The following is a 19,517-nucleotide window of genomic DNA, read 5'->3' as shown; positions in this document are numbered from 1 at the left end:
GAGCGGACCAAGCCGCACGTCAACGTTGGCACTATCGGCCACGTCGACCACGGCAAGACCACGCTGACAGCAGCGATCGCGACAGTATTGTCGAAGAAGTTTGGCGGCGAAGCCAAAGCATACGATCAGATTGACGCAGCGCCAGAAGAAAAAGCGCGCGGCATCACGATCAACACAGCGCACGTTGAATACGAAACTGCCAACCGCCACTACGCCCACGTTGACTGCCCAGGCCATGCTGACTATGTGAAGAACATGATCACCGGCGCGGCACAGATGGACGGTGCGATCCTGGTTTGCTCGGCAGCTGACGGCCCGATGCCACAGACCCGTGAGCACATCCTGTTGTCGCGCCAAGTTGGCGTGCCATACATTATCGTGTTCCTGAACAAAGCCGACATGGTCGACGACGAAGAGTTGCTCGAGCTGGTTGAAATGGAAGTGCGTGAGCTGTTGACCAAGTATGATTTCCCAGGCGACGACCTGCCAATCATCAAGGGTTCGGCGAAACTGGCGCTGGAAGGCGACACTGGTCCTCTGGGCGAGCAAGCGATCATGGCTCTGGCTGAAGCGCTGGATACTTACATCCCGACACCGGAACGTGCTGTTGACGGCGCTTTCCTGCTGCCAGTGGAAGACGTATTCTCGATCTCGGGCCGCGGTACTGTTGTCACTGGTCGTATCGAGCGCGGTATCGTCAAGGTTGGCGAAGCGCTGCAAATCATCGGTATCCGTGATACACAAGATACAACATGTACTGGCGTTGAAATGTTCCGCAAGCTGCTGGACCAAGGTCAAGCGGGCGACAACGTTGGTGTTTTGCTGCGCGGTACCAAACGTGAAGACGTAGAGCGGGGCCAAGTGCTGGCCAAGCCAGGTTCGATCAAGCCGCACAAGCATTTCACAGGCGAGATCTATGTTCTGTCGAAAGACGAAGGCGGCCGTCATACACCGTTCTTCAACAACTATCGTCCACAGTTCTACTTCCGTACAACGGACGTGACTGGTTCGATCGAGTTGCCAAAGGACAAGGAAATGGTCATGCCTGGCGATAACGTGTCGATCACAGTGATGCTGATCAACCCGATCGCGATGGAAGAAGGCCTGCGTTTCGCGATCCGCGAAGGTGGCCGTACCGTTGGTGCAGGTGTTGTCGCCAAGATCCTGGCTGACTAAAAGAAGAAAAGCTGTAATCGCCGCGACCCGGGAAATTCCCGCTTCGCGGCGTTGATGTCTGAATGGTATGCGTACTTGTGAAAGCGGGTTGCTGGCCAAGCTGTTCAGATAAAGTGTTTTAAGCGTAGGGGTGTAGCTCAATTGGCAGAGCGCCGGTCTCCAAAACCGGAGGTTGGGGGTTCGATGCCCTCCGCCCCTGCCACCGATTCAGGTGTAGGGTACTGAAAGTAAACCGCGTATGTCTAACCACCCTGTGCAAACTGTCGGCGAATCCGGCAGCAAGCTCAAAGTAATTCTGGCAGTTTTGGCTGTCGTTGCCGGCGTTGTCGGCTTTTATTTTTTGTCGGGCCAGTCTGGCCTGGTGCGCGCTGGCGCCCTGGTTGCCGGTTTGGTGGTGGCAATCGCCTTCGCCTGGACATCCACGCAAGGCCGTGAATTCCTCGGTTTCGCCAAAGAAGCCGTGCGTGAGACAAAAAAAGTTGTTTGGCCGACCCGCAAGGAAGCGATGCAGATCACTGCCATCGTTTTTGCATTTGTGCTGGTAATGGCTATTTTCCTGTGGGGCATCGATAAGCTCCTCGAGGTTTTGTTATACGACGTGATTTTGGGCTGGAAACAATAATGAGCGATAGCACACAAGACGACGCGCAAGGCACGCCGCCTGCAGCAACGCCTTCGGCGGCTGCGGGCGCGGTTGTGGGTAAAAAGCGCTGGTATGTCGTGCATGCTTATTCCGGTATGGAAAAGAGCGTGCAACGCGCGCTGACCGAGCGGATCGACCGCGCTGGAATGCAGGAACAGTTCGGCCAGATCCTGGTGCCGACTGAAGAAGTGATTGAAGTCAAGAATGGCCAGAAGGCCGTTACCGAACGTCGTTTCTTCCCGGGCTACGTCCTGGTCGAGATGGAAATGACCGACGAAACCTGGCATCTGGTAAAGAACACGAACAAGGTAACCGGCTTCATCGGCGGCAAATCGAACAAGCCTACCCCGATTCCGCAGCACGAAGTCGACAAGATCATGCAGCAGATGCAAGACGGCATCGAGAAGCCGCGGCCTAAGGTCTTGTATGAAGTCGGCGAGCTGGTGCGCATCAAGGAAGGTGCTTTCACCGACTTCAACGGCAATGTCGAAGAAGTGAACTACGAAAAATCGCGCGTGCGCGTGACCGTCACCATCTTCGGCCGCGCCACGCCGGTTGAGCTGGAGTTCGACAAGGTCGAAAAGGTCTGAGCTGAATTTCAGCTGGGCAGAAAAGAATTTTCAAGCGCCGTTCGGAGCGTCATGAACTAAACCTCGTGGAATCCGGAGCAGTAAGAGGAGCCCTATTAGGTCGCAAGATCGAACAGGCGCTAATACTCACAACACTTAGGAGCCATCATGGCAAAGAAAATCATTGGTTTTATCAAGCTGCAAGTGCCAGCTGGTAAAGCAAACCCATCCCCACCAATCGGCCCGGCATTGGGTCAGCGCGGTCTGAACATCATGGAATTCTGCAAGGCATTCAATGCCCAGACCCAAGGTGTTGAGCCAGGTCTGCCAATTCCTGTCGTGATCACAGCGTTCGCCGACAAGTCCTTCACTTTCGTGATGAAGACTCCTCCGGCAACGATCCTGATCAAGAAGGCTGCCGGCATCACCAAGGGTTCGGCCAAGCCGCACACCGACAAGGTTGGTTCGATCACCCGCAAGCAAGCAGAAGAAATCGCTACCTTGAAAAAGCCCGATTTGACTGGTGCTGATCTGGAAGCTGGCGTACGTACTATCGCCGGTTCTGCTCGTTCGATGGGCATCACGGTGGAGGGTCTGTAATGGCTAAGTTAACTAAACGCGCAAAAGCGATCAAGGCTAAAGTTGATCGCACCAAGGTATATCCGTTTGACAACGCAGTTGCGTTGATCAAGGAATGCGCTACTGCAAAATTCAACGAATCGATCGACGTATCCGTCCAGCTGGGCGTTGATGCAAAGAAATCGGACCAAGTGGTTCGCGGTTCCGTCGTGCTGCCAGCCGGCACCGGCAAGACCGTTCGCGTTGCAGTATTTGCTTCCGGCGAAAAAGCCGAACAAGCTAAAGCTGCCGGCGCCGACATCGTTGGCATGGAAGACCTGGCTGAGCAGATCAAAGCCGGCAACATGCCTTTCGACATCGTGATCGCATCGCCAGATACCATGCGTATCGTCGGTACCCTGGGCCAGATCCTGGGACCACGCGGCCTGATGCCGAATCCGAAGGTTGGCACCGTGACTGCTGACGTTGCAACTGCCGTCAAGAACGCAAAAGCCGGTCAAGTGCAATACCGTACCGACAAAGCCGGTATCGTCCACGCAACCATCGGCCGCAAATCGTTTAGCGATGCAGAGCTGAAGTCCAACCTGTTGGCACTGATCGACGCATTGAGCAAAGCAAAGCCAGCCACCAGCAAGGGTGTATACCTGCGCAAGATCTCCTTGTCTTCGACAATGGGTGCCGGCGTTCGTGTCGATCAAACGACACTGGCTGCGTAAGCTTAATATAAGTATTGCGGGACAGAGTTAAGCGTAGCGGTACTCTGTCCCCAACTGATTGAGAATAAAGTCCCGGCTGCGCGATGCGCAACCGGGCGAATCTTTGGGCTGGGCCTGTATTGGCGGTAACGATGCAGGTCCAGGCAATCAAAGACCGTTGGGCGGCGTGCAGCAGGTGGTTATCAACTGCGGCACAAAGTTAAATCGCGCAAGCAACCCAACGCAGATGGTGTACCCGAACAAGTTTTGTAGTCTCATCGCTGCGTGTTTTTTAATCATGCGCTAGTTCTGAACTCCTAACTTCGGACGCCGTGTTCGAACCGATGTGAGGCAAGCAGCCACTTGCGGCTGTGTAATGGCCGAGCATCATTTTTGGAGGTTGATCTTGAGTCTCAATCTGAATGACAAAAAGGCCGTAGTCGCCGAAGTCTCTGCAAAAGTAGCAAATGCACAGACCATCGTCGTGGCCGAATATCGTGGCATCCAGGTTGGTCACTTGACCCAACTGCGCGCTAATGCGCGTACCCAGGGTGTGTACTTGCGTGTATTGAAAAATACACTGGCACGTCGCGCCGTTGAAGGTACCGCGTTTGCCGACCTCGCCTCGCAAATGACCGGCCCGCTGATCTATTCGATCTCCGAGGACGCCGTTGCTGCTGCAAAAGTCATCAATGATTTTGCAAAAACCAACGACAAACTGGTCGTCAAGGCAGGTAACTTCGCTGGCAAGCCGCTTGATAAAGCGGCTGTGCAAGCGTTGGCAAACATTCCAAGCCGCGAAGTTCTGCTGGCCCAAGTTGTGGGCATGATGCAGGCTCCGTTGTCTGGATTCGTGCGTGGTTTGGCTGCTCTGGCAGCAAAGAAAGAAGCCGAAGCTGCTTAATTGCAGTTTCCTGGCGCTTTCTTGGCGTTAATACCAATCAGATGTATTCATTGTAAATAGAAATTGTTTTGGGGAAAGAGTTAAGCGAAGCGGTACTCTGTCCCCAACATATTAGGAGTAGTTCACATGGCACTTGACAAAGACGCAATCCTGGACGCAGTTGGCGCCCTGACCGTTTTGGAATTGAATGACCTGGTAAAGGCATTTGAAGAGAAGTTTGGCGTTTCCGCAGCTGCAGTTGCAGTTGCCGGCGGCGCAGGCGGCGGCGCAGCTGCTGCAGTTGAAGAGCAAACCGAGTTCACCGTTGTCCTCAAGGGCATCGGCGCTAACAAGGTTGGCGTAATTAAGGCAGTTCGCGAAATCACCGGCCTGGGCTTGAAAGAAGCTAAAGACCTGGTTGACGGCGCACCGAAGCCAGTTAAAGAAGGCATTTCGAAAGCCGACGCTGATGCAGCAGCCAAGAAACTGGTTGAAGCCGGCGCAGAAGCTGAAATCAAGTAATTTCAGCTTTTTAGAGCGCATTTATTGCGCTGGAGTCAAAGTGCAGAACTCTCGAAAAGGAGAGTTCGGCTTTGGCTCCTTTGTCGTTTTTGATTTTGTTTAGCGCTTGTTGTTTTATTAAGCGTCCGTTGCCATCAAGCTCGAAGGGCTGAGACTTGAGGAATTGTCGGGTAAGACAGTTTAACTAGTACAGAAGTTTTGTCTAGTTTTCTGAAAGATCCGGCGAATCCTGAATTCTCTATCCTTCCTGTCACTCACGGAGTGTTCAATGCACTACTCATTTACTGAGAAGAAGCGTATTCGTAAATCTTTTGCGAAACGCGCTAACGTTCACCACGTTCCGTTCCTGCTGGCGACCCAGCTCGAGTCGTATCTTGGCTTTTTGCAAGCAGACAAAGTACCGTCTCAACGTAAGAACGAGGGCCTGCAGTCGGCTTTCACTTCTATTTTTCCTATCGTTTCGCACAATGGTTTTGCGCGTCTCGAATTCTTGTCCTACGTGCTCGGCGATCCGCCGTTCGACGTCAAGGAATGCCAGCAGCGCGGACTGACGTTCGCGTCGCCGTTGCGCGCCAAGGTGCGCCTGGTGATCCTGGACAAGGAATCGCCGACCAAGCCGGTTGTCAAGGAAATGAAAGAGCAGGAAGTCTACATGGGCGAATTGCCGCTCATGACGACTACCGGTTCGTTCGTGATCAACGGCACCGAGCGCGTTATCGTGTCGCAGCTGCATCGCTCGCCAGGCGTGTTCTTTGAACATGACCGCGGCAAGACGCACTCGTCCGGCAAACTGCTGTTCTCGGCACGTATCATTCCTTACCGCGGTTCCTGGCTGGACTTCGAGTTCGACCCGAAAGACATCCTGTTCTTCCGCGTCGACCGTCGCCGCAAGATGCCTGTCACGATCTTGCTGAAAGCGATCGGCATGTCGGTCGAGCAGATCCTGGCCAACTTCTTCGTGTTCGACAACTTTGCGTTGCGCAACGAAGGCGCCGAGATGGAATTCGTCGCAGAACGCCTGCGCGGTGAAGTTGCGCGTTTCGACATCACCGACAAGTCTGGCAAGGTGCTGGTCGCTAAAGACAAGCGCATCAATTCCAAGCACGTGCGTGACGTGGAAGCTGCCGGCATCAAGCATATCTCGGTACCGGAAGACTATCTGCTGGGCCGCGTGCTGGCGCGCAACATCGTTGACGGCGACACCGGCGAAGTAGTCGCCAACGCCAACGACGAGCTGACCGAAGAATTGCTGGCCAAACTGCGTGAAGCTGACATCAGCGACATCCAGACCCTGTACACCAACGACCTGGACCAAGGTAGCTACATCTCGCAAACCCTGCGTAGCGATGACACCAACGACCAGATGGCTGCCCGCGTTGCGATCTACCGCATGATGCGCCCTGGTGAACCGCCAACCGAAGATTCGGTCGAGGCGCTGTTCAACGGCCTGTTCTACAACGCTGACCGTTACGATCTGTCGGCTGTCGGCCGCATGAAGTTCAACCGCCGCATCGGCCGCGATGAACTGACTGGCGCCATGACGCTGTCGAACGATGACGTGCTGGCTGTGATCAAGATCCTGGTTGAATTGCGTAACGGCCGCGGCGAAGTGGACGATATCGATCACCTGGGCAACCGTCGCGTGCGTTGCGTCGGCGAACTGGCTGAGAACCAGTTCCGCGCCGGCCTGGTGCGGGTTGAGCGCGCAGTCAAGGAACGCCTCGGCCAAGCCGAAGCAGACAACCTGATGCCGCATGACCTGATCAATTCCAAGCCGATTTCGGCAGCGATCCGTGAATTCTTCGGTTCGTCGCAGTTGTCGCAGTTTATGGACCAGACCAATCCGTTGTCGGAAATCACCCACAAGCGTCGTGTATCGGCACTTGGACCGGGCGGTTTGACGCGTGAGCGCGCTGGCTTTGAAGTGCGCGACGTGCATCCGACCCACTACGGCCGCGTGTGCCCGATCGAAACACCGGAAGGTCCGAACATCGGCCTGATCAACTCGCTGGCTTTGTATGCTCGCCTGAACGAATACGGTTTCCTCGAGACACCGTACCGCAAGGTTGAGGACAGCAAGGTTACCGACCAGATCGATTATCTGTCGGCAATTGAAGAAGGCCGCTACATCATCGCCCAGGCGAATGCGACCATCGACAAGTCCCTGAAGCTGTCGGATGAACTGGTTTCCGCGCGTGAAGCCGGCGAAACCATCCTGGTGTCGCCGGAACGCGTCCAGTACATGGACGTGGCGCCAGGCCAGGTGGTTTCGGTTGCAGCTTCGCTGATCCCGTTCCTCGAACACGATGATGCGAACCGTGCGTTGATGGGCGCCAACATGCAGCGTCAGGCAGTTCCTTGCTTGCGTCCGGAGAAGGCATTGGTTGGCACCGGTATCGAACGTACCGTGGCAGTTGACTCGGGTACTACCGTGCAGGCGCTGCGTGGCGGTATCGTTGATTACGTCGATGCAGGCCGTGTCGTTATTCGTGTGAATGACGAAGAAGCGACTGCCGGCGAAGTCGGTGTCGATATCTACAACCTGATCAAGTACACACGTTCGAACCAGAACACCAACATCAACCAGCGGCCAATCGTGCAAGTTGGCGACCGCGTCGCCAAGCACGACGTGATCGCCGATGGCGCATCGACCGACCTGGGCGAGCTGGCCCTGGGCCAGAACATGCTGGTGGCGTTCATGCCGTGGAACGGCTACAACTTCGAAGATTCGATTTTGATCTCCGAAAAAGTCGTGGCTGACGATCGCTACACTTCGATCCATATCGAAGAGCTGTCGGTGGTTGCACGCGACACCAAGCTGGGCGCTGAAGAAATCACCCGCGACATCTCCAACCTGGCCGAAAACCAGCTGGCGCGTCTGGATGAATCGGGCATCGTCTACATCGGTGCTGAAGTCGAAGCCGGCGATACGCTGGTCGGTAAGGTGACGCCTAAGGGTGAAACCCAGCTGACGCCAGAAGAAAAGCTGCTGCGCGCGATCTTCGGTGAAAAAGCATCGGACGTAAAAGATACGTCGCTGCGCGTGCCTTCGGGCATGGTCGGCACCGTGATCGACGTCCAGGTGTTTACCCGCGAAGGCATCCAGCGCGACAAGCGTGCACAGCAGATCATCGACGATGAACTGCAACGCTATCGCCTGGACCTGAACGACCAGTTGCGGATTGTTGAAGGCGATGCCTTCGAACGTCTGGAACGTATGCTGATCGGCAAGGTAGTCAACGGCGGTCCGAAGAAACTGGCCAAGGGCACCAAGCTGACCAAGGAATACCTGGCAGACCTGGACAAATACCACTGGTTCGATATCCGCCCTGCGGACGACGATGCAGCGGTAGCGCTGGAAGCGATCAAGGAATCGATCGCCGAGAAGCGCCACCAGTTCGACCTGGCATTCGAAGAAAAGCGCAAGAAGCTGACCCAAGGCGATGAGCTGCAGCCTGGCGTGCAAAAGATGGTCAAGGTTTACCTGGCTGTCAAACGCCGCCTGCAGCCTGGCGACAAGATGGCCGGCCGTCACGGTAACAAGGGTGTGGTTTCGCGCATCCTGCCGATCGAAGACATGCCGCACATGGCCGACGGTACGCCGGCCGACATCGTGCTGAACCCGCTGGGCGTTCCTTCGCGTATGAACATCGGTCAGGTTCTGGAAGTCCACCTGGGCTGGGCTGCCAAGGGTCTGGGCCTGCGTATCGGCGAAATGCTGAAGGCGCAAACCAAGATTGCAGAACTGCGCAAGTTCCTGACGACTATCTACAACGAATCCGGTAAATCGGAAGACCTGGATAGCCTGACGGACGACGAAATCCTGCACCTGGCCAGCAACCTGAAAGCCGGCGTGCCGTTCGCAACGCCAGTGTTCGACGGTGCGCACGAAGATGAAATCCGCCGCATGCTGGACCTGGCCTATCCGGACGCCATCGCCAAGCAGCTGGGCATGACGCCTTCGAAGAACCAGGTAACGATGTATGACGGCCGTACCGGCGAAGCTTTCGAGCGCAGTGTCACGGTCGGCTACATGCACTACCTGAAACTGCACCATCTGGTCGATGACAAGATGCATGCACGTTCTACCGGTCCTTACTCGCTGGTTACACAGCAGCCTCTGGGCGGTAAGGCTCAGTTCGGCGGCCAGCGTTTCGGTGAGATGGAAGTCTGGGCATTGGAAGCTTACGGTGCGTCGTACGTGCTGCAGGAAATGCTGACAGTGAAGTCGGATGACGTGAACGGTCGTACCAAGGTCTATGAAAACCTGGTCAAGGGTGACCATGTGATCGATGCAGGGATGCCGGAATCCTTCAACGTGCTGTTGAAGGAAATCCGCTCGCTGGGGATAGACATGGACCTCGACCGCGAGTAATCCGTCGGACTGGTGCAGTACAGAGCAGTAGGGCGGGCAGAGTTGCCCGCCCTACGCAGCAATAGTAAAGAATCTTAGTTTCTTCACGCCAACTGGAGTGATACATGAAAGCACTGCTCGATTTATTCAAGCAAGTTCAGCAAAATGAACAGTTCGACTCGATCAAGATTGGTCTGGCGTCGCCCGAAAAAATTCGTTCGTGGTCTTATGGCGAAGTAAAAAAGCCTGAAACCATCAACTACCGTACCTTCAAGCCAGAGCGCGACGGTCTGTTCTGCGCCAAGATCTTTGGCCCGATCAAGGACTACGAATGCCTCTGCGGCAAGTACAAGCGCCTGAAGCACCGCGGTGTCATCTGCGAAAAATGCGGCGTTGAAGTCACGCTGGCCAAGGTGCGCCGTGAGCGCATGGGCCATATCGAGCTGGCTTCGCCGACTGCGCATATCTGGTTCCTGAAATCGCTGCCGTCGCGTCTGGGCATGGTCCTCGACATGACCCTGCGGGATATCGAACGCGTATTGTATTTTGAAGCCTACGTCATCACCGATCCAGGCATGACTCCGCTGAAAAAATGCCAGATCATGTCGGAAGACGACTACGCCGCCAAGTACGAAGAGTACGGCGACGACTTCACCGCATTCATGGGCGCCGAAGGCATCCGTGAGTTGCTGCGCGCGATCGATATCGACCGTGATGCGGAAACCCTGCGTCAGGAATTGAAAGAGTCGAAATCCGAAGCCAAGATCAAGAAATACGCCAAGCGCCTGAAGGTGCTGGAAGCGTTCCAGCGTTCGGGCATCAAGCCTGACTGGATGATCATGGAAGTGCTGCCGGTGCTGCCGCCTGAGTTGCGTCCGCTGGTGCCGCTGGATGGCGGCCGTTTCGCTACCTCCGACCTGAACGACCTGTATCGCCGCGTCATCAACCGTAACAACCGCCTGAAGCGCCTGATGGAATTGCGCGCTCCGGAAATCATCACCCGCAACGAAAAGCGGATGCTGCAGGAAGCGGTTGACTCGCTGCTGGACAACGGCCGTCGCGGCAAGGCAATGACTGGCGCCAACAAGCGTCCGCTGAAATCCCTGGCAGAAATGATCAAGGGCAAGGGCGGCCGTTTCCGTCAGAACTTGCTGGGTAAGCGCGTCGACTATTCCGGCCGTTCGGTTATCGTGGTGGGTCCGCAACTGAAACTGCATCAGTGCGGCTTGCCGAAACTGATGGCGCTGGAACTGTTCAAGCCGTTCATTTTCCACAAGCTGGAAGTGATGGGCATCGCCAGCACGATCAAGGCAGCCAAGAAAGAAGTTGAAAACCAGACTTCGGTGGTGTGGGACATCCTGGAAGACGTGATCCGCGAACATCCGGTCATGTTGAACCGTGCGCCTACATTGCACCGTCTGGGTATCCAGGCGTTCGAGCCGGTCCTGATCGAAGGCAAGGCGATCCAATTGCACCCGCTGGTCTGCGCCGCATTCAACGCCGACTTTGACGGCGACCAGATGGCGGTCCACGTGCCACTGTCGATCGAAGCACAGATGGAAGCACGCACCCTGATGCTGGCTTCCAACAACATCCTGTTCCCATCGAACGGCGAACCGTCGATCGTGCCGTCGCAGGATATCGTGCTGGGCCTGTACTACGCCACCCGTGAGCAAATCAACGGCAAGGGCGAAGGCATGATGTTCCCTGACGTGTCGGAAGCCATCCGTGCCTACGACAACAAGGAAGTCGAGCTGACTACCCGCGTCACCGTCCGTATTACCGAGTATCCGAAGGATCCGGTCACAGGCGAGTTCGTCAAGACCATCAAGCGTTACGAAACGACTGTCGGCCGTGCGATCCTGTCGGAAATCCTGCCTAAGGGCTTGCCATTCACCGTGCTGAACCGCGCGTTGAAGAAGAAGGAAATCTCGAAGCTGATCAACACGGCATTCCGTAAGTGCGGCCTGCGCGCTACGGTGGTGTTCGCCGACCAGCTGATGCAGTCCGGTTTCCGCCTGGCGACCCGCGCCGGCATCTCGATCTGCGTGGACGACATGCTGGTACCGCCACAAAAGGCAACCATCATCGCTACCGCAGAACAAGAAGTGAAGCAGATCGAACAGCAGTACTCGTCCGGTCTGGTGACTGCAGGCGAACGCTACAACAAGGTTGTGGACATCTGGGGCAAGGCAGGCGACGACGTCGGCAAGGCCATGATGGAACAGCTCAAGGTAGAAGACGTGATCCGCCGCGACGGCACCAAGGGCACCCAGGAATCGTTCAACGCCATTTACATGATGGCCGACTCCGGCGCGCGCGGTTCCGCAGCACAGATTCGCCAGCTGGCCGGTATGCGTGGCCTGATGGCGAAACCGGATGGTTCGATTATCGAAACGCCGATCACCGCGAACTTCCGCGAAGGTCTGAACGTTTTGCAGTACTTCATTTCGACCCACGGTGCACGTAAAGGTCTGGCCGATACCGCGCTGAAGACAGCGAACTCGGGTTACCTGACACGTCGTCTGGTTGACGTGACCCAGGATCTGGTCGTGATCGAAGACGATTGCGGCACGTCCAACGGCGCCTCGATGAAGGCGATGGTTGAAGGCGGTGAAGTGATCGAAGCGCTGCGCGACCGTATCCTCGGCCGTGTTGCCGCCAACGATATCGTCAATCCGGAAACCCAGAGCACCCTGTACGAAGCCGGCACCTTGCTGGATGAAGATGCAGTGGAAGAAATCGAACGCCTGGGCATCGATGAAGTCAAGGTCCGCACGCCGCTGACTTGCGACACACGCTACGGCCTGTGCGCGCAATGTTATGGCCGCGACCTGGGCCGCGGCACGCTGGTCAACAACGGTGAAGCAGTCGGCGTGGTTGCTGCGCAGTCGATCGGTGAGCCTGGTACCCAGCTGACCATGCGTACCTTCCACATCGGTGGCGCGGCGTCGCGTTCGGCAGTGGCATCCAGTGTTGAAGCCAAGTCCAACGGCACGGTCCGCTTCACGGCGACCATGCGTTACGTGACTAACGGCAAGGGCGAGCTGATCGTGATTTCCCGTTCCGGCGAAGTCCTGATCACCGACGACCATGGCCGTGAGCGTGAGCGTCATAAAGTACCTTACGGTGCGACCCTGATCGTCAAGGATGGCTTGACCATCAAGGCCGGTACCGCACTGGCGACATGGGATCCGCTGACCCGTCCGATCATTACCGAGTACACCGGTACTGTCCGCTTCGAGAACGTCGAAGAAGGTTCGACCGTTGCCCGTCAGATCGATGAAGTTACCGGCCTGTCGACATTGGTGGTTATCGATGCGAAGCGTCGTGGTTCGGTCACCAAGACAGTCCGTCCGCAAGTCAAGCTGCTGAACGAGCAAGGCGAAGAAGTCAAGATCGCCGGCACTGAACACGCTGTGACGATCGGCTTCCAGGTCGGCGCGCTGATTACCGTGAAAGACGGTCAGCAAGTGCACGTTGGTGAAGTGCTGGCGCGTATCCCGACTGAATCGCAAAAGACACGCGATATTACCGGTGGTCTGCCGCGCGTTGCCGAGCTGTTCGAAGCACGTTCGCCGAAGGATGCGGGCATGCTGGCTGAAGTCACCGGTACTGTGGCGTTCGGTAAGGAAACCAAGGGCAAGCAGCGTCTGGAAATCACGGACATGGACGGCAACAAGCACGAGTTCCTGATTACCAAGGACAAGCAAGTGCTGGTGCATGACGGCCAGGTCGTGAACAAGGGAGAAATGATTGTCGACGGCCCAGCCGATCCGCAAGACATCCTGCGCCTGCTGGGTATCGAAGCGCTGGCACGCTACATCGTCGACGAAGTCCAGGACGTGTACCGCTTGCAAGGCGTGAAGATCAACGACAAGCACATCGAAGTGATCGTGCGCCAGATGCTGCGCCGCGTTCAGATCGTTGATGCCGGCGATGCTTCTTACATCACTGGCGAGCAGGTCGAGCGTTCGGAACTGCTGGACGAAAACGATCGCGTGATTGCAGCGGGCAAGATTCCTGCAACCTACGAAAACGTATTGCTGGGTATTACCAAGGCATCGCTGTCGACCGATTCGTTCATCTCGGCCGCATCGTTCCAGGAAACCACCCGGGTGTTGACCGAAGCTGCAATCATGGGCAAGAAAGACACTCTGCGCGGCCTGAAGGAAAACGTTATCGTCGGCCGTCTGATCCCAGCCGGCACCGGTCTCGCATTCCACCGTGCACGCAAGGAAAAAGACAGCTGGGAAGCGGAAGAACGCACAGCGCTGTTGCAATCCGAGCAGGCAGCCCGCCTGGCGGCTGCCGAGGCACGCGCAGCTGAAGAGCTGGGTGCGCAGGGCGGAGAAGCTTAATCCGCTAAACCGGATCAGCAAGTCAAAACGGCAGTGGATGAAAATCCACTGCCGTTTTTTTATGTCTTGCGGGATGGCCCGGTTTCAGGCCGGCGCCGTCCTTAATCGCGCTGTTGCTTGATCGGCTTGCCGTTGTCGATCACTTCCCTGCAGTCGCCCTTGAAGGTGGAGTTGTCGTAGTCACTCCAGCCGTAGCTGTCGACGTAGCGCCTGTGGGGGCGCAGCTTGCTGCTCAGGAAGCTCCATTCCAGGCGTTCGTCCGGGTAACGGATGTCGGCCAGGTCGAGCAGGGAATGGAACACGTTCTCGGTGCTCATCCGGGCGCGTTTGTGGCGCAGCAGCTGTTCCACCTTGTCCGGATAGGTTTTCTGGTAGAGGTCGGAATACCACATCAGGGCCGGTATGTGGAATTCGAACTGGGTGTTGTGGCCGTGGAAGGCGATCTTGCAGCTGCCGTCGTACAAGGTCTGGCCATGATCGGAGAAGTACATCATGGCGCTCAGTTGCCGGGAGTCCTTGAGCGTGGCAATGACTTGCGACAAGAACCAGTCGACATACAGTATCGAACTGTCGTAACTGTTGCTGATCGCTGGCTTGTTCGCCAGGTTGGTGTAGGCCGGGCGCTCGATGCCGAACAGCGAAGGCTGCCATTTGTCGAATTGCTGGGGATAACGGTGGCTGTAGTTCCAGTGGTTGCCCAGGGTATGCAGCACGATCAGCTTCTTGGCCGCCGGATCGCCCATCGCCTTTTGCAGCTGCGGCAGCAGGATGGCGTCCAGGTTGGAGGTATCGGTGAAGCCGCCGAGGTTGAGGAACTGCACCACGTCCGCTTCGTTGGCGAACACGGAAACAGGCGTGTCGAATTTGCCGTATGACATCTGGTTCGAAATCCAGTAAGTCTTGAACCCGGCTTCCTTGTAGGCGGTGATGAAGGATTTCTCGGCGAAACCGGCTTTCAGGCTCTCGGTCGCCGGCTTGCGCGACACCATGACCGGCACCGACAGGCGGGTTGCGGAAACCGAGGTAATGACATCGGTAAAGCTGACCAGGTTGCTCTCCTTGCTGAGCAAGGGGTTGGTGTCGCGCTGATAGCCGTTAAGGCTCCAGCGGTCGTAGCGTGAAGATTCGCCGATCACCATCACCACGATCTGGGGTGTGTTTTGCTGGCTGGCCTGGTGTGCGCCGAAGTGGAACTGGCTGTTCTTGTGTTCCAGGTCGTCCAGGTATTCCCGTTCTTTCCAGAAATCGTAGCCGCGTACCGCCAGCCCGAAAGGCCAGGTGCGGCTGACCGGATCCGCTTCCAGCGGCGTTGCGGCCCATTTGGGAAGCTTGCCTAGATGCATGCCCTGGCTTTCGGAGGCAACCGGCTTGCTGTTTGCTGAGGCTACCGACACTGCCTGGACGCCGATCTCCTGTCCATACAGCCAGATGCATAAACCGACAGTGAGCACTAACCAGCCAAACCAGCGCGACGGACCCTCCAGGTCCAGGTCGCGAGTGCGGCTGGCCGCCAGCCAGCTAAGCGCCCACCACAGCACAACCACGGCCAGGATCAGCGCCATCCACCAGATCTTGTCGCCCAGGAATTCCATCGCCTCGCGCGGACTGGTTTCAGTGATGATCCCAAGGTGGTGGGTGGTAATGCCTTGTCCGTAAAACTTGCGCAGGTAGATCTCGGTAGGCAGCGCGAAAAAGGCAGGGAACAGCAGCCAGTGAAACCAGGCGGGGCGCTTGAAGATGGACCAGATCACCAGCCATAGTCCGATTTCAGTGATGATGATGCGGAGCGGATGATCTATCGTCTGGCCGAACAGGAGGGGTACGAAGGGAACCAGGGTCAGGGCCAGGTAGGTAACCAGCACGAACAGGTTATTACGGCGAAGCAAGGCAGGCATCATCAGCGGGAAAAATAGTCGAGTCCCATTATCCCGCAAAGCCACCGGCGGTAACCGTTGCGCATGAGATAAACACTGGCGCCGGCAGTCATTTCCATGCTCAAAAAGGCAATTGTTTCGCAAGGCGGCCTGGATTGCCGTGATCTGTTGCGTTTACGGGGCGGGCATCCCAGACGGCGGTTGACTGCAAGGCATCATAGGGATATACTCGCGGGTTCTCGATTGTAGGCTCTATGGGCCGAACGTTCTTTGGTCTGCTTCCGCTTTCTATGGCGCGTTTCTCCTCTGTTGCTGAATCGAATTGTGCGCGAATTGTATGATTTTTTCTAGCGCAAGTATCTGTCCAATCCCGGACAACCGATTTCGGGATTGTTGTTATTAACGTCGTAATTTTGTTGGATATATAACGATGCCAACCATCAATCAATTGATTCGCCAGCCGCGCGTTTCTGCGGTCGTAAAGAGCAAATCACCAGCGCTGGAAAACAGCCCGCAAAAACGCGGCGTCTGCACCCGCGTTTATACGACAACTCCAAAGAAGCCGAACTCGGCTCTGCGTAAAGTTGCCAAAGTTCGCCTGACCAACGGTTTCGAAGTCATTTCGTACATCGGCGGTGAAGGCCATAACCTGCAAGAACATAGTGTCGTGCTGTTGCGCGGCGGCCGTGTGAAGGACTTGCCGGGTGTGCGTTACCACATGGTTCGCGGTGCACTGGATACCCAGGGCGTCAAGGATCGTAAGCAAGCACGTTCGAAGTACGGTGCAAAACGTGCCAAGGCTGCAAAGAAATAATAGTTTTCGCCAGGCGCAAGCCAAACGAATAAGTGTCGGTCCCCAATGGGCCGAGTAAGTGGGTGGCTATGATGGCCGTCCGCGAGTGTGCAGGAACAAAAGGTCTGCGCGCTCAACTGAAGATTGAAAGGAATCGAAATGCCACGTCGTCGTGAAGTTCCCAAGCGGGAGATTCTGCCGGATCCGAAATTCGGCAATGTTGATGTTGCGAAGTTCGTCAACGTCCTGATGTTGTCCGGTAAGAAATCGGTCGCAGAAAACATCATTTACGGTGCCTTCGAGCACATTCAAACCAAATCCGGCAAAGATCCGCTGGAAGTGTTTGCTCTTGCCATCGGCAACTGCAAGCCGCTGGTTGAAGTCAAGTCGCGTCGCGTTGGTGGTGCAAACTACCAGGTGCCAGTTGAAGTCCGTCCTGTCCGTCGTATGGCGTTGTCGATGCGCTGGTTGCGTGAAGCAGCCAACAAGCGCAGCGAAAAATCGATGCCGCAACGCCTGGGCGGCGAATTGCTGGAAGCCGCAGAAGGCCGCGGCGGCGCAATGAAAAAGCGTGACGAAGTTCACCGTATGGCAGAAGCGAACAAGGCGTTCTCGCACTTCCGCTTCTAATAGACTGGACAGCCGCCTCCCTGAATCGAGACGTCTGTCCGCATCTGAAATTTGTTCGAGCCGAGCGCATATTTTTATTAAAAATGGCGCTCGGTTTCGTGCATTAAAAGACTTAGGAATAAATCATGGCTCGCAAGACCCCCATTGAGCGCTATCGCAATATCGGTATCTCCGCTCACATCGATGCAGGTAAAACCACGACTACAGAACGCGTTCTGTTTTATACCGGTGTGAATCACAAAATCGGTGAAGTGCATGATGGCGCCGCCACCATGGACTGGATGGAACAAGAGCAAGAGCGCGGCATCACCATCACTTCCGCTGCCACGACCTGCTTCTGGAAGGGTATGGCGGGTAATTTCGCTGAGCACCACATCAACATCATCGACACCCCGGGCCACGTTGACTTCACGATTGAAGTTGAGCGCTCGATGCGTGTTCTGGATGGCGCCTGCATGGTTTACTGTGCGGTCGGCGGCGTGCAGCCGCAATCGGAAACAGTTTGGCGTCAAGCCAACAAGTACAAGGTTCCACGCCTGGCGTTCGTCAACAAGATGGACCGTACCGGCGCGAACTTCTTCAAGGTTTTCGAGCAGATGCGTGCTCGCCTGAAGGCTAACCCTGTGCCAATGCAAGTGCCTATCGGCGCTGAAGACAAGTTTGAAGGCGTGATCGACCTGGTCAAGATGAAGGCTATCTACTGGGACGACGCTAGCCAAGGCATGAAGTTCGACTACCGCGACATTCCTGCCGAACTGGCTGCGGACGCTGCCAAATGGCGTGAAAACATGGTTGAAGCCGCCGCCGAAGCATCGGAAGAGCTGATGAACAAGTACCTGGAAGAAGGCGACCTGACCGAAGCCGAAATCAAGGCTGCGATTCGTCAACGTACCCTGGCCAGCGAAATCGTGCCGATGATGTGCGGCACCGCGTTCAAGAACAAGGGCGTGCAAGCCATGCTGGACGGCGTCGTCGACTACCTGCCGTCGCCAGTGGATGTGCCGCCGGTCCCAGGCCTGGATGAAGATGATGCGCCGATCTCGCGTAAAGCGGAAGACGACGAAAAGTTTTCCGGCCTGGCGTTCAAGATCGCAACCGATCCGTTCGTTGGTCAGATCTGCTTCATGCGCTGCTACTCGGGCACCCTGAATTCGGGCGACACCGTGTTGAACTCGATCAAGGGCAAGAAAGAGCGTATCGGCCGTATCGTGCAGATGCACGCGAACCAGCGCGAAGAAATCAAGGAAATCCTGGCTGGCGACATCGCGGCGCTGATCGGGATGAAGGATACGACTACCGGCGACACACTGTGCGACGCCAATGCATTCATCATTCTGGAACGCATGGTATTCCCTGAGCCGGTGATTTCGCAGGCAGTCGAGCCTAAGACCAAGCAAGACCAGGAAAAAATGGGCTTGGCTCTGAATCGTCTGGCTGCTGAAGATCCATCGTTCCGCGTGCGTACTGACGAAGAATCGGGTCAAACCATCATCGCCGGTATGGGCGAGCTGCATCTGGACATTATCGTCGACCGCATGAAGCGCGAATTTGGCGTTGAAGCGACCGTCGGCAAGCCACAGGTTGCATATCGCGAAACCATCCGCAAGACTTGCGAAGAAATCGAAGGCAAGTTCGTCAAGCAATCGGGTGGTCGTGGTCAATACGGTCACGTGGTTCTGAAGATCGAACCGCAAGAACCAGGCAAGGGCTTTGAGTTCGTCGACGCGATCAAGGGCGGTACCGTTCCACGCGAATACATCCCTGCAGTTGAAAAGGGTGTGCGCGAAACACTGAACACCGGCGTATTGGCCGGCTACCCAGTGGTTGATGTCAAGGTAACCCTGTTCTTCGGTTCTTACCATGATGTCGACTCGAACGAAAATGCGTTCCGCATGGCCGCTTCGATGGCGTTCAAGGATGGCTGCCGTAAAGCCAGCCCGGTTATTCTGGAGCCGATGATGGCTGTTGAAGTTGAAACTCCGGAAGACTACGCCGGTACCGTGATGGGCGACCTGTCGTCGCGTCGCGGCATGGTTCAAGGCATGGATGAAATCGCCGGCGGTGGCGGCAAGATCATCAAGGCCGAAGTGCCTCTGTCGGAAATGTTCGGTTACTCGACTTCGCTGCGTTCGGCTACCCAAGGCCGCGCAACTTACTCGATGGAATTCAAGCATTACTCCGAAGCGCCTAAGAACGTTATCGACGCAATCGTAACTTCCAAGGCCAAGTAATCAGGTAAGCAACCCTTGCCCGCCACGAGCGGGCAAGGGTTGAAATGTTTCACTCATTGTTTAACGACATCGTTCTTTTTGAAGGAAGAATAAAATGGCAAAAGGTAAATTCGAGCGGACCAAGCCGCACGTCAACGTTGGCACTATCGGCCACGTCGACCACGGCAAGACCACGCTGACAGCAGCGATCGCGACAGTATTGTCGAA

At 56.1% G+C, this 19,517-nt stretch carries 14 protein-coding genes and 1 tRNA gene; 14 read left to right on the top strand and 1 reads right to left on the bottom strand.

From position 1 onward, the window contains the following. The 10 genes from tuf to rpoC form a co-directional block, all read left to right on the top strand. On the top strand, nucleotides 1-1,176 hold a 1,176-nt coding region (gene tuf / locus BM062_RS24375; RefSeq protein ID WP_254785241.1), incomplete at its 5' end, for an elongation factor Tu. A 126-nt stretch (nucleotides 1,177-1,302) separates the two neighbouring features. Then, a tRNA-Trp gene (locus BM062_RS24370) sits at nucleotides 1,303-1,378 on the top strand. Between the two features lie 36 nt (nucleotides 1,379-1,414). Beyond that, nucleotides 1,415-1,798, top strand: coding sequence for a preprotein translocase subunit SecE (gene secE / locus BM062_RS24365; protein WP_014004380.1), 384 nt, complete (start codon nucleotides 1,415-1,417; stop codon nucleotides 1,796-1,798). Continuing rightward, nucleotides 1,798-2,409 (top strand): transcription termination/antitermination protein NusG, encoded by a 612-nt coding sequence (nusG, locus tag BM062_RS24360; protein WP_092402179.1) that lies wholly within the window; start codon nucleotides 1,798-1,800, stop codon nucleotides 2,407-2,409. Before secE ends, nusG begins: the two co-directional genes overlap by 1 nt. 147 nt (nucleotides 2,410-2,556) lie before the next feature. Then, a complete protein-coding gene (gene rplK, locus BM062_RS24355) occupies nucleotides 2,557-2,988 on the top strand; it encodes a 50S ribosomal protein L11 (protein WP_038484621.1) in 432 nt (143 codons plus the stop codon). Then, complete coding sequence (rplA, locus tag BM062_RS24350; RefSeq protein WP_092402176.1) at nucleotides 2,988-3,683, top strand: 50S ribosomal protein L1; 696 nt, start codon at nucleotides 2,988-2,990, stop codon at nucleotides 3,681-3,683. Before rplK ends, rplA begins: the two co-directional genes overlap by 1 nt. A 385-nt stretch (nucleotides 3,684-4,068) precedes the next feature. Next, entirely contained in the window at nucleotides 4,069-4,566 is a 498-nt protein-coding gene (rplJ, locus tag BM062_RS24345) for a 50S ribosomal protein L10 (RefSeq protein WP_092402182.1), read from the top strand. A 126-nt stretch (nucleotides 4,567-4,692) separates the two neighbouring features. Further along, nucleotides 4,693-5,067, top strand: a complete 375-nt coding sequence (rplL, locus tag BM062_RS24340; RefSeq protein WP_092402173.1) for a 50S ribosomal protein L7/L12 — start codon at nucleotides 4,693-4,695, stop codon at nucleotides 5,065-5,067. 268 nt (nucleotides 5,068-5,335) lie between these two features. Further along, nucleotides 5,336-9,442 carry a DNA-directed RNA polymerase subunit beta gene (gene rpoB / locus BM062_RS24335; RefSeq protein WP_092402171.1) on the top strand — a complete coding sequence of 1,369 codons (4,107 nt, stop codon included), beginning with the start codon at nucleotides 5,336-5,338 and terminating at the stop codon, nucleotides 9,440-9,442. A gap of 104 nt (nucleotides 9,443-9,546) precedes the next feature. Continuing rightward, the gene (gene rpoC, locus BM062_RS24330; protein WP_092402168.1) at nucleotides 9,547-13,782 is read left to right on the top strand and encodes a DNA-directed RNA polymerase subunit beta'; all 4,236 of its coding nucleotides are present in this window, start codon (nucleotides 9,547-9,549) and stop codon (nucleotides 13,780-13,782) included. A gap of 101 nt (nucleotides 13,783-13,883) precedes the next feature. Here the strand turns inward: rpoC and BM062_RS24325 are convergent, their stop codons facing one another. After that, nucleotides 13,884-15,677 (bottom strand): phosphoethanolamine transferase, encoded by a 1,794-nt coding sequence (locus BM062_RS24325; protein WP_175501152.1) that lies wholly within the window; start codon nucleotides 15,675-15,677, stop codon nucleotides 13,884-13,886. 409 nt (nucleotides 15,678-16,086) lie between these two features. On the opposite strand from BM062_RS24325, the gene rpsL reads away from it, so the two are divergent. The 4 genes from rpsL to BM062_RS24305 all read left to right on the top strand — a co-directional run. Next, the gene (gene rpsL, locus BM062_RS24320) at nucleotides 16,087-16,470 is read left to right on the top strand and encodes a 30S ribosomal protein S12 (RefSeq protein ID WP_014004389.1); all 384 of its coding nucleotides are present in this window, start codon (nucleotides 16,087-16,089) and stop codon (nucleotides 16,468-16,470) included. A gap of 138 nt (nucleotides 16,471-16,608) precedes the next feature. After that, the gene (gene rpsG, locus BM062_RS24315; protein WP_061538666.1) at nucleotides 16,609-17,079 is read left to right on the top strand and encodes a 30S ribosomal protein S7; all 471 of its coding nucleotides are present in this window, start codon (nucleotides 16,609-16,611) and stop codon (nucleotides 17,077-17,079) included. Nucleotides 17,080-17,204: 125 nt separating this feature from the next. Then, nucleotides 17,205-19,310 carry an elongation factor G gene (fusA, locus tag BM062_RS24310; RefSeq protein ID WP_092402163.1) on the top strand — a complete coding sequence of 702 codons (2,106 nt, stop codon included), beginning with the start codon at nucleotides 17,205-17,207 and terminating at the stop codon, nucleotides 19,308-19,310. 94 nt (nucleotides 19,311-19,404) lie between these two features. Beyond that, nucleotides 19,405-19,517 (top strand): GTP-binding protein (locus BM062_RS24305; RefSeq protein WP_243738762.1); only part of this gene is annotated, 113 nt, incomplete at its 3' end.

It is taken from the genome of Collimonas sp. OK412 (assembly GCF_900112135.1).
Taxonomy (GTDB): Bacteria; Pseudomonadota; Gammaproteobacteria; order Burkholderiales; family Burkholderiaceae_D; genus Collimonas; species Collimonas rhizosphaerae.
This window is presented reverse-complemented; position numbering and strand designations above follow the sequence as displayed.

Coding starts and splice junctions, on each gene's coding strand:
- rpoB (WP_092402171.1), top strand. CDS start 5,336: ATGCACTACTCATTTACTGAGAAGAAGCGTATTCGTAAATCTTTTGCG.
- fusA (WP_092402163.1), top strand. CDS start 17,205: ATGGCTCGCAAGACCCCCATTGAGCGCTATCGCAATATCGGTATCTCC.
- rplA (WP_092402176.1), top strand. CDS start 2,988: ATGGCTAAGTTAACTAAACGCGCAAAAGCGATCAAGGCTAAAGTTGAT.
- rplK (WP_038484621.1), top strand. CDS start 2,557: ATGGCAAAGAAAATCATTGGTTTTATCAAGCTGCAAGTGCCAGCTGGT.
- secE (WP_014004380.1), top strand. CDS start 1,415: ATGTCTAACCACCCTGTGCAAACTGTCGGCGAATCCGGCAGCAAGCTC.
- nusG (WP_092402179.1), top strand. CDS start 1,798: ATGAGCGATAGCACACAAGACGACGCGCAAGGCACGCCGCCTGCAGCA.
- BM062_RS24325 (WP_175501152.1), bottom strand. CDS start 15,677: ATGCCTGCCTTGCTTCGCCGTAATAACCTGTTCGTGCTGGTTACCTAC.
- rpoC (WP_092402168.1), top strand. CDS start 9,547: ATGAAAGCACTGCTCGATTTATTCAAGCAAGTTCAGCAAAATGAACAG.
- rpsG (WP_061538666.1), top strand. CDS start 16,609: ATGCCACGTCGTCGTGAAGTTCCCAAGCGGGAGATTCTGCCGGATCCG.
- rplL (WP_092402173.1), top strand. CDS start 4,693: ATGGCACTTGACAAAGACGCAATCCTGGACGCAGTTGGCGCCCTGACC.
- rpsL (WP_014004389.1), top strand. CDS start 16,087: ATGCCAACCATCAATCAATTGATTCGCCAGCCGCGCGTTTCTGCGGTC.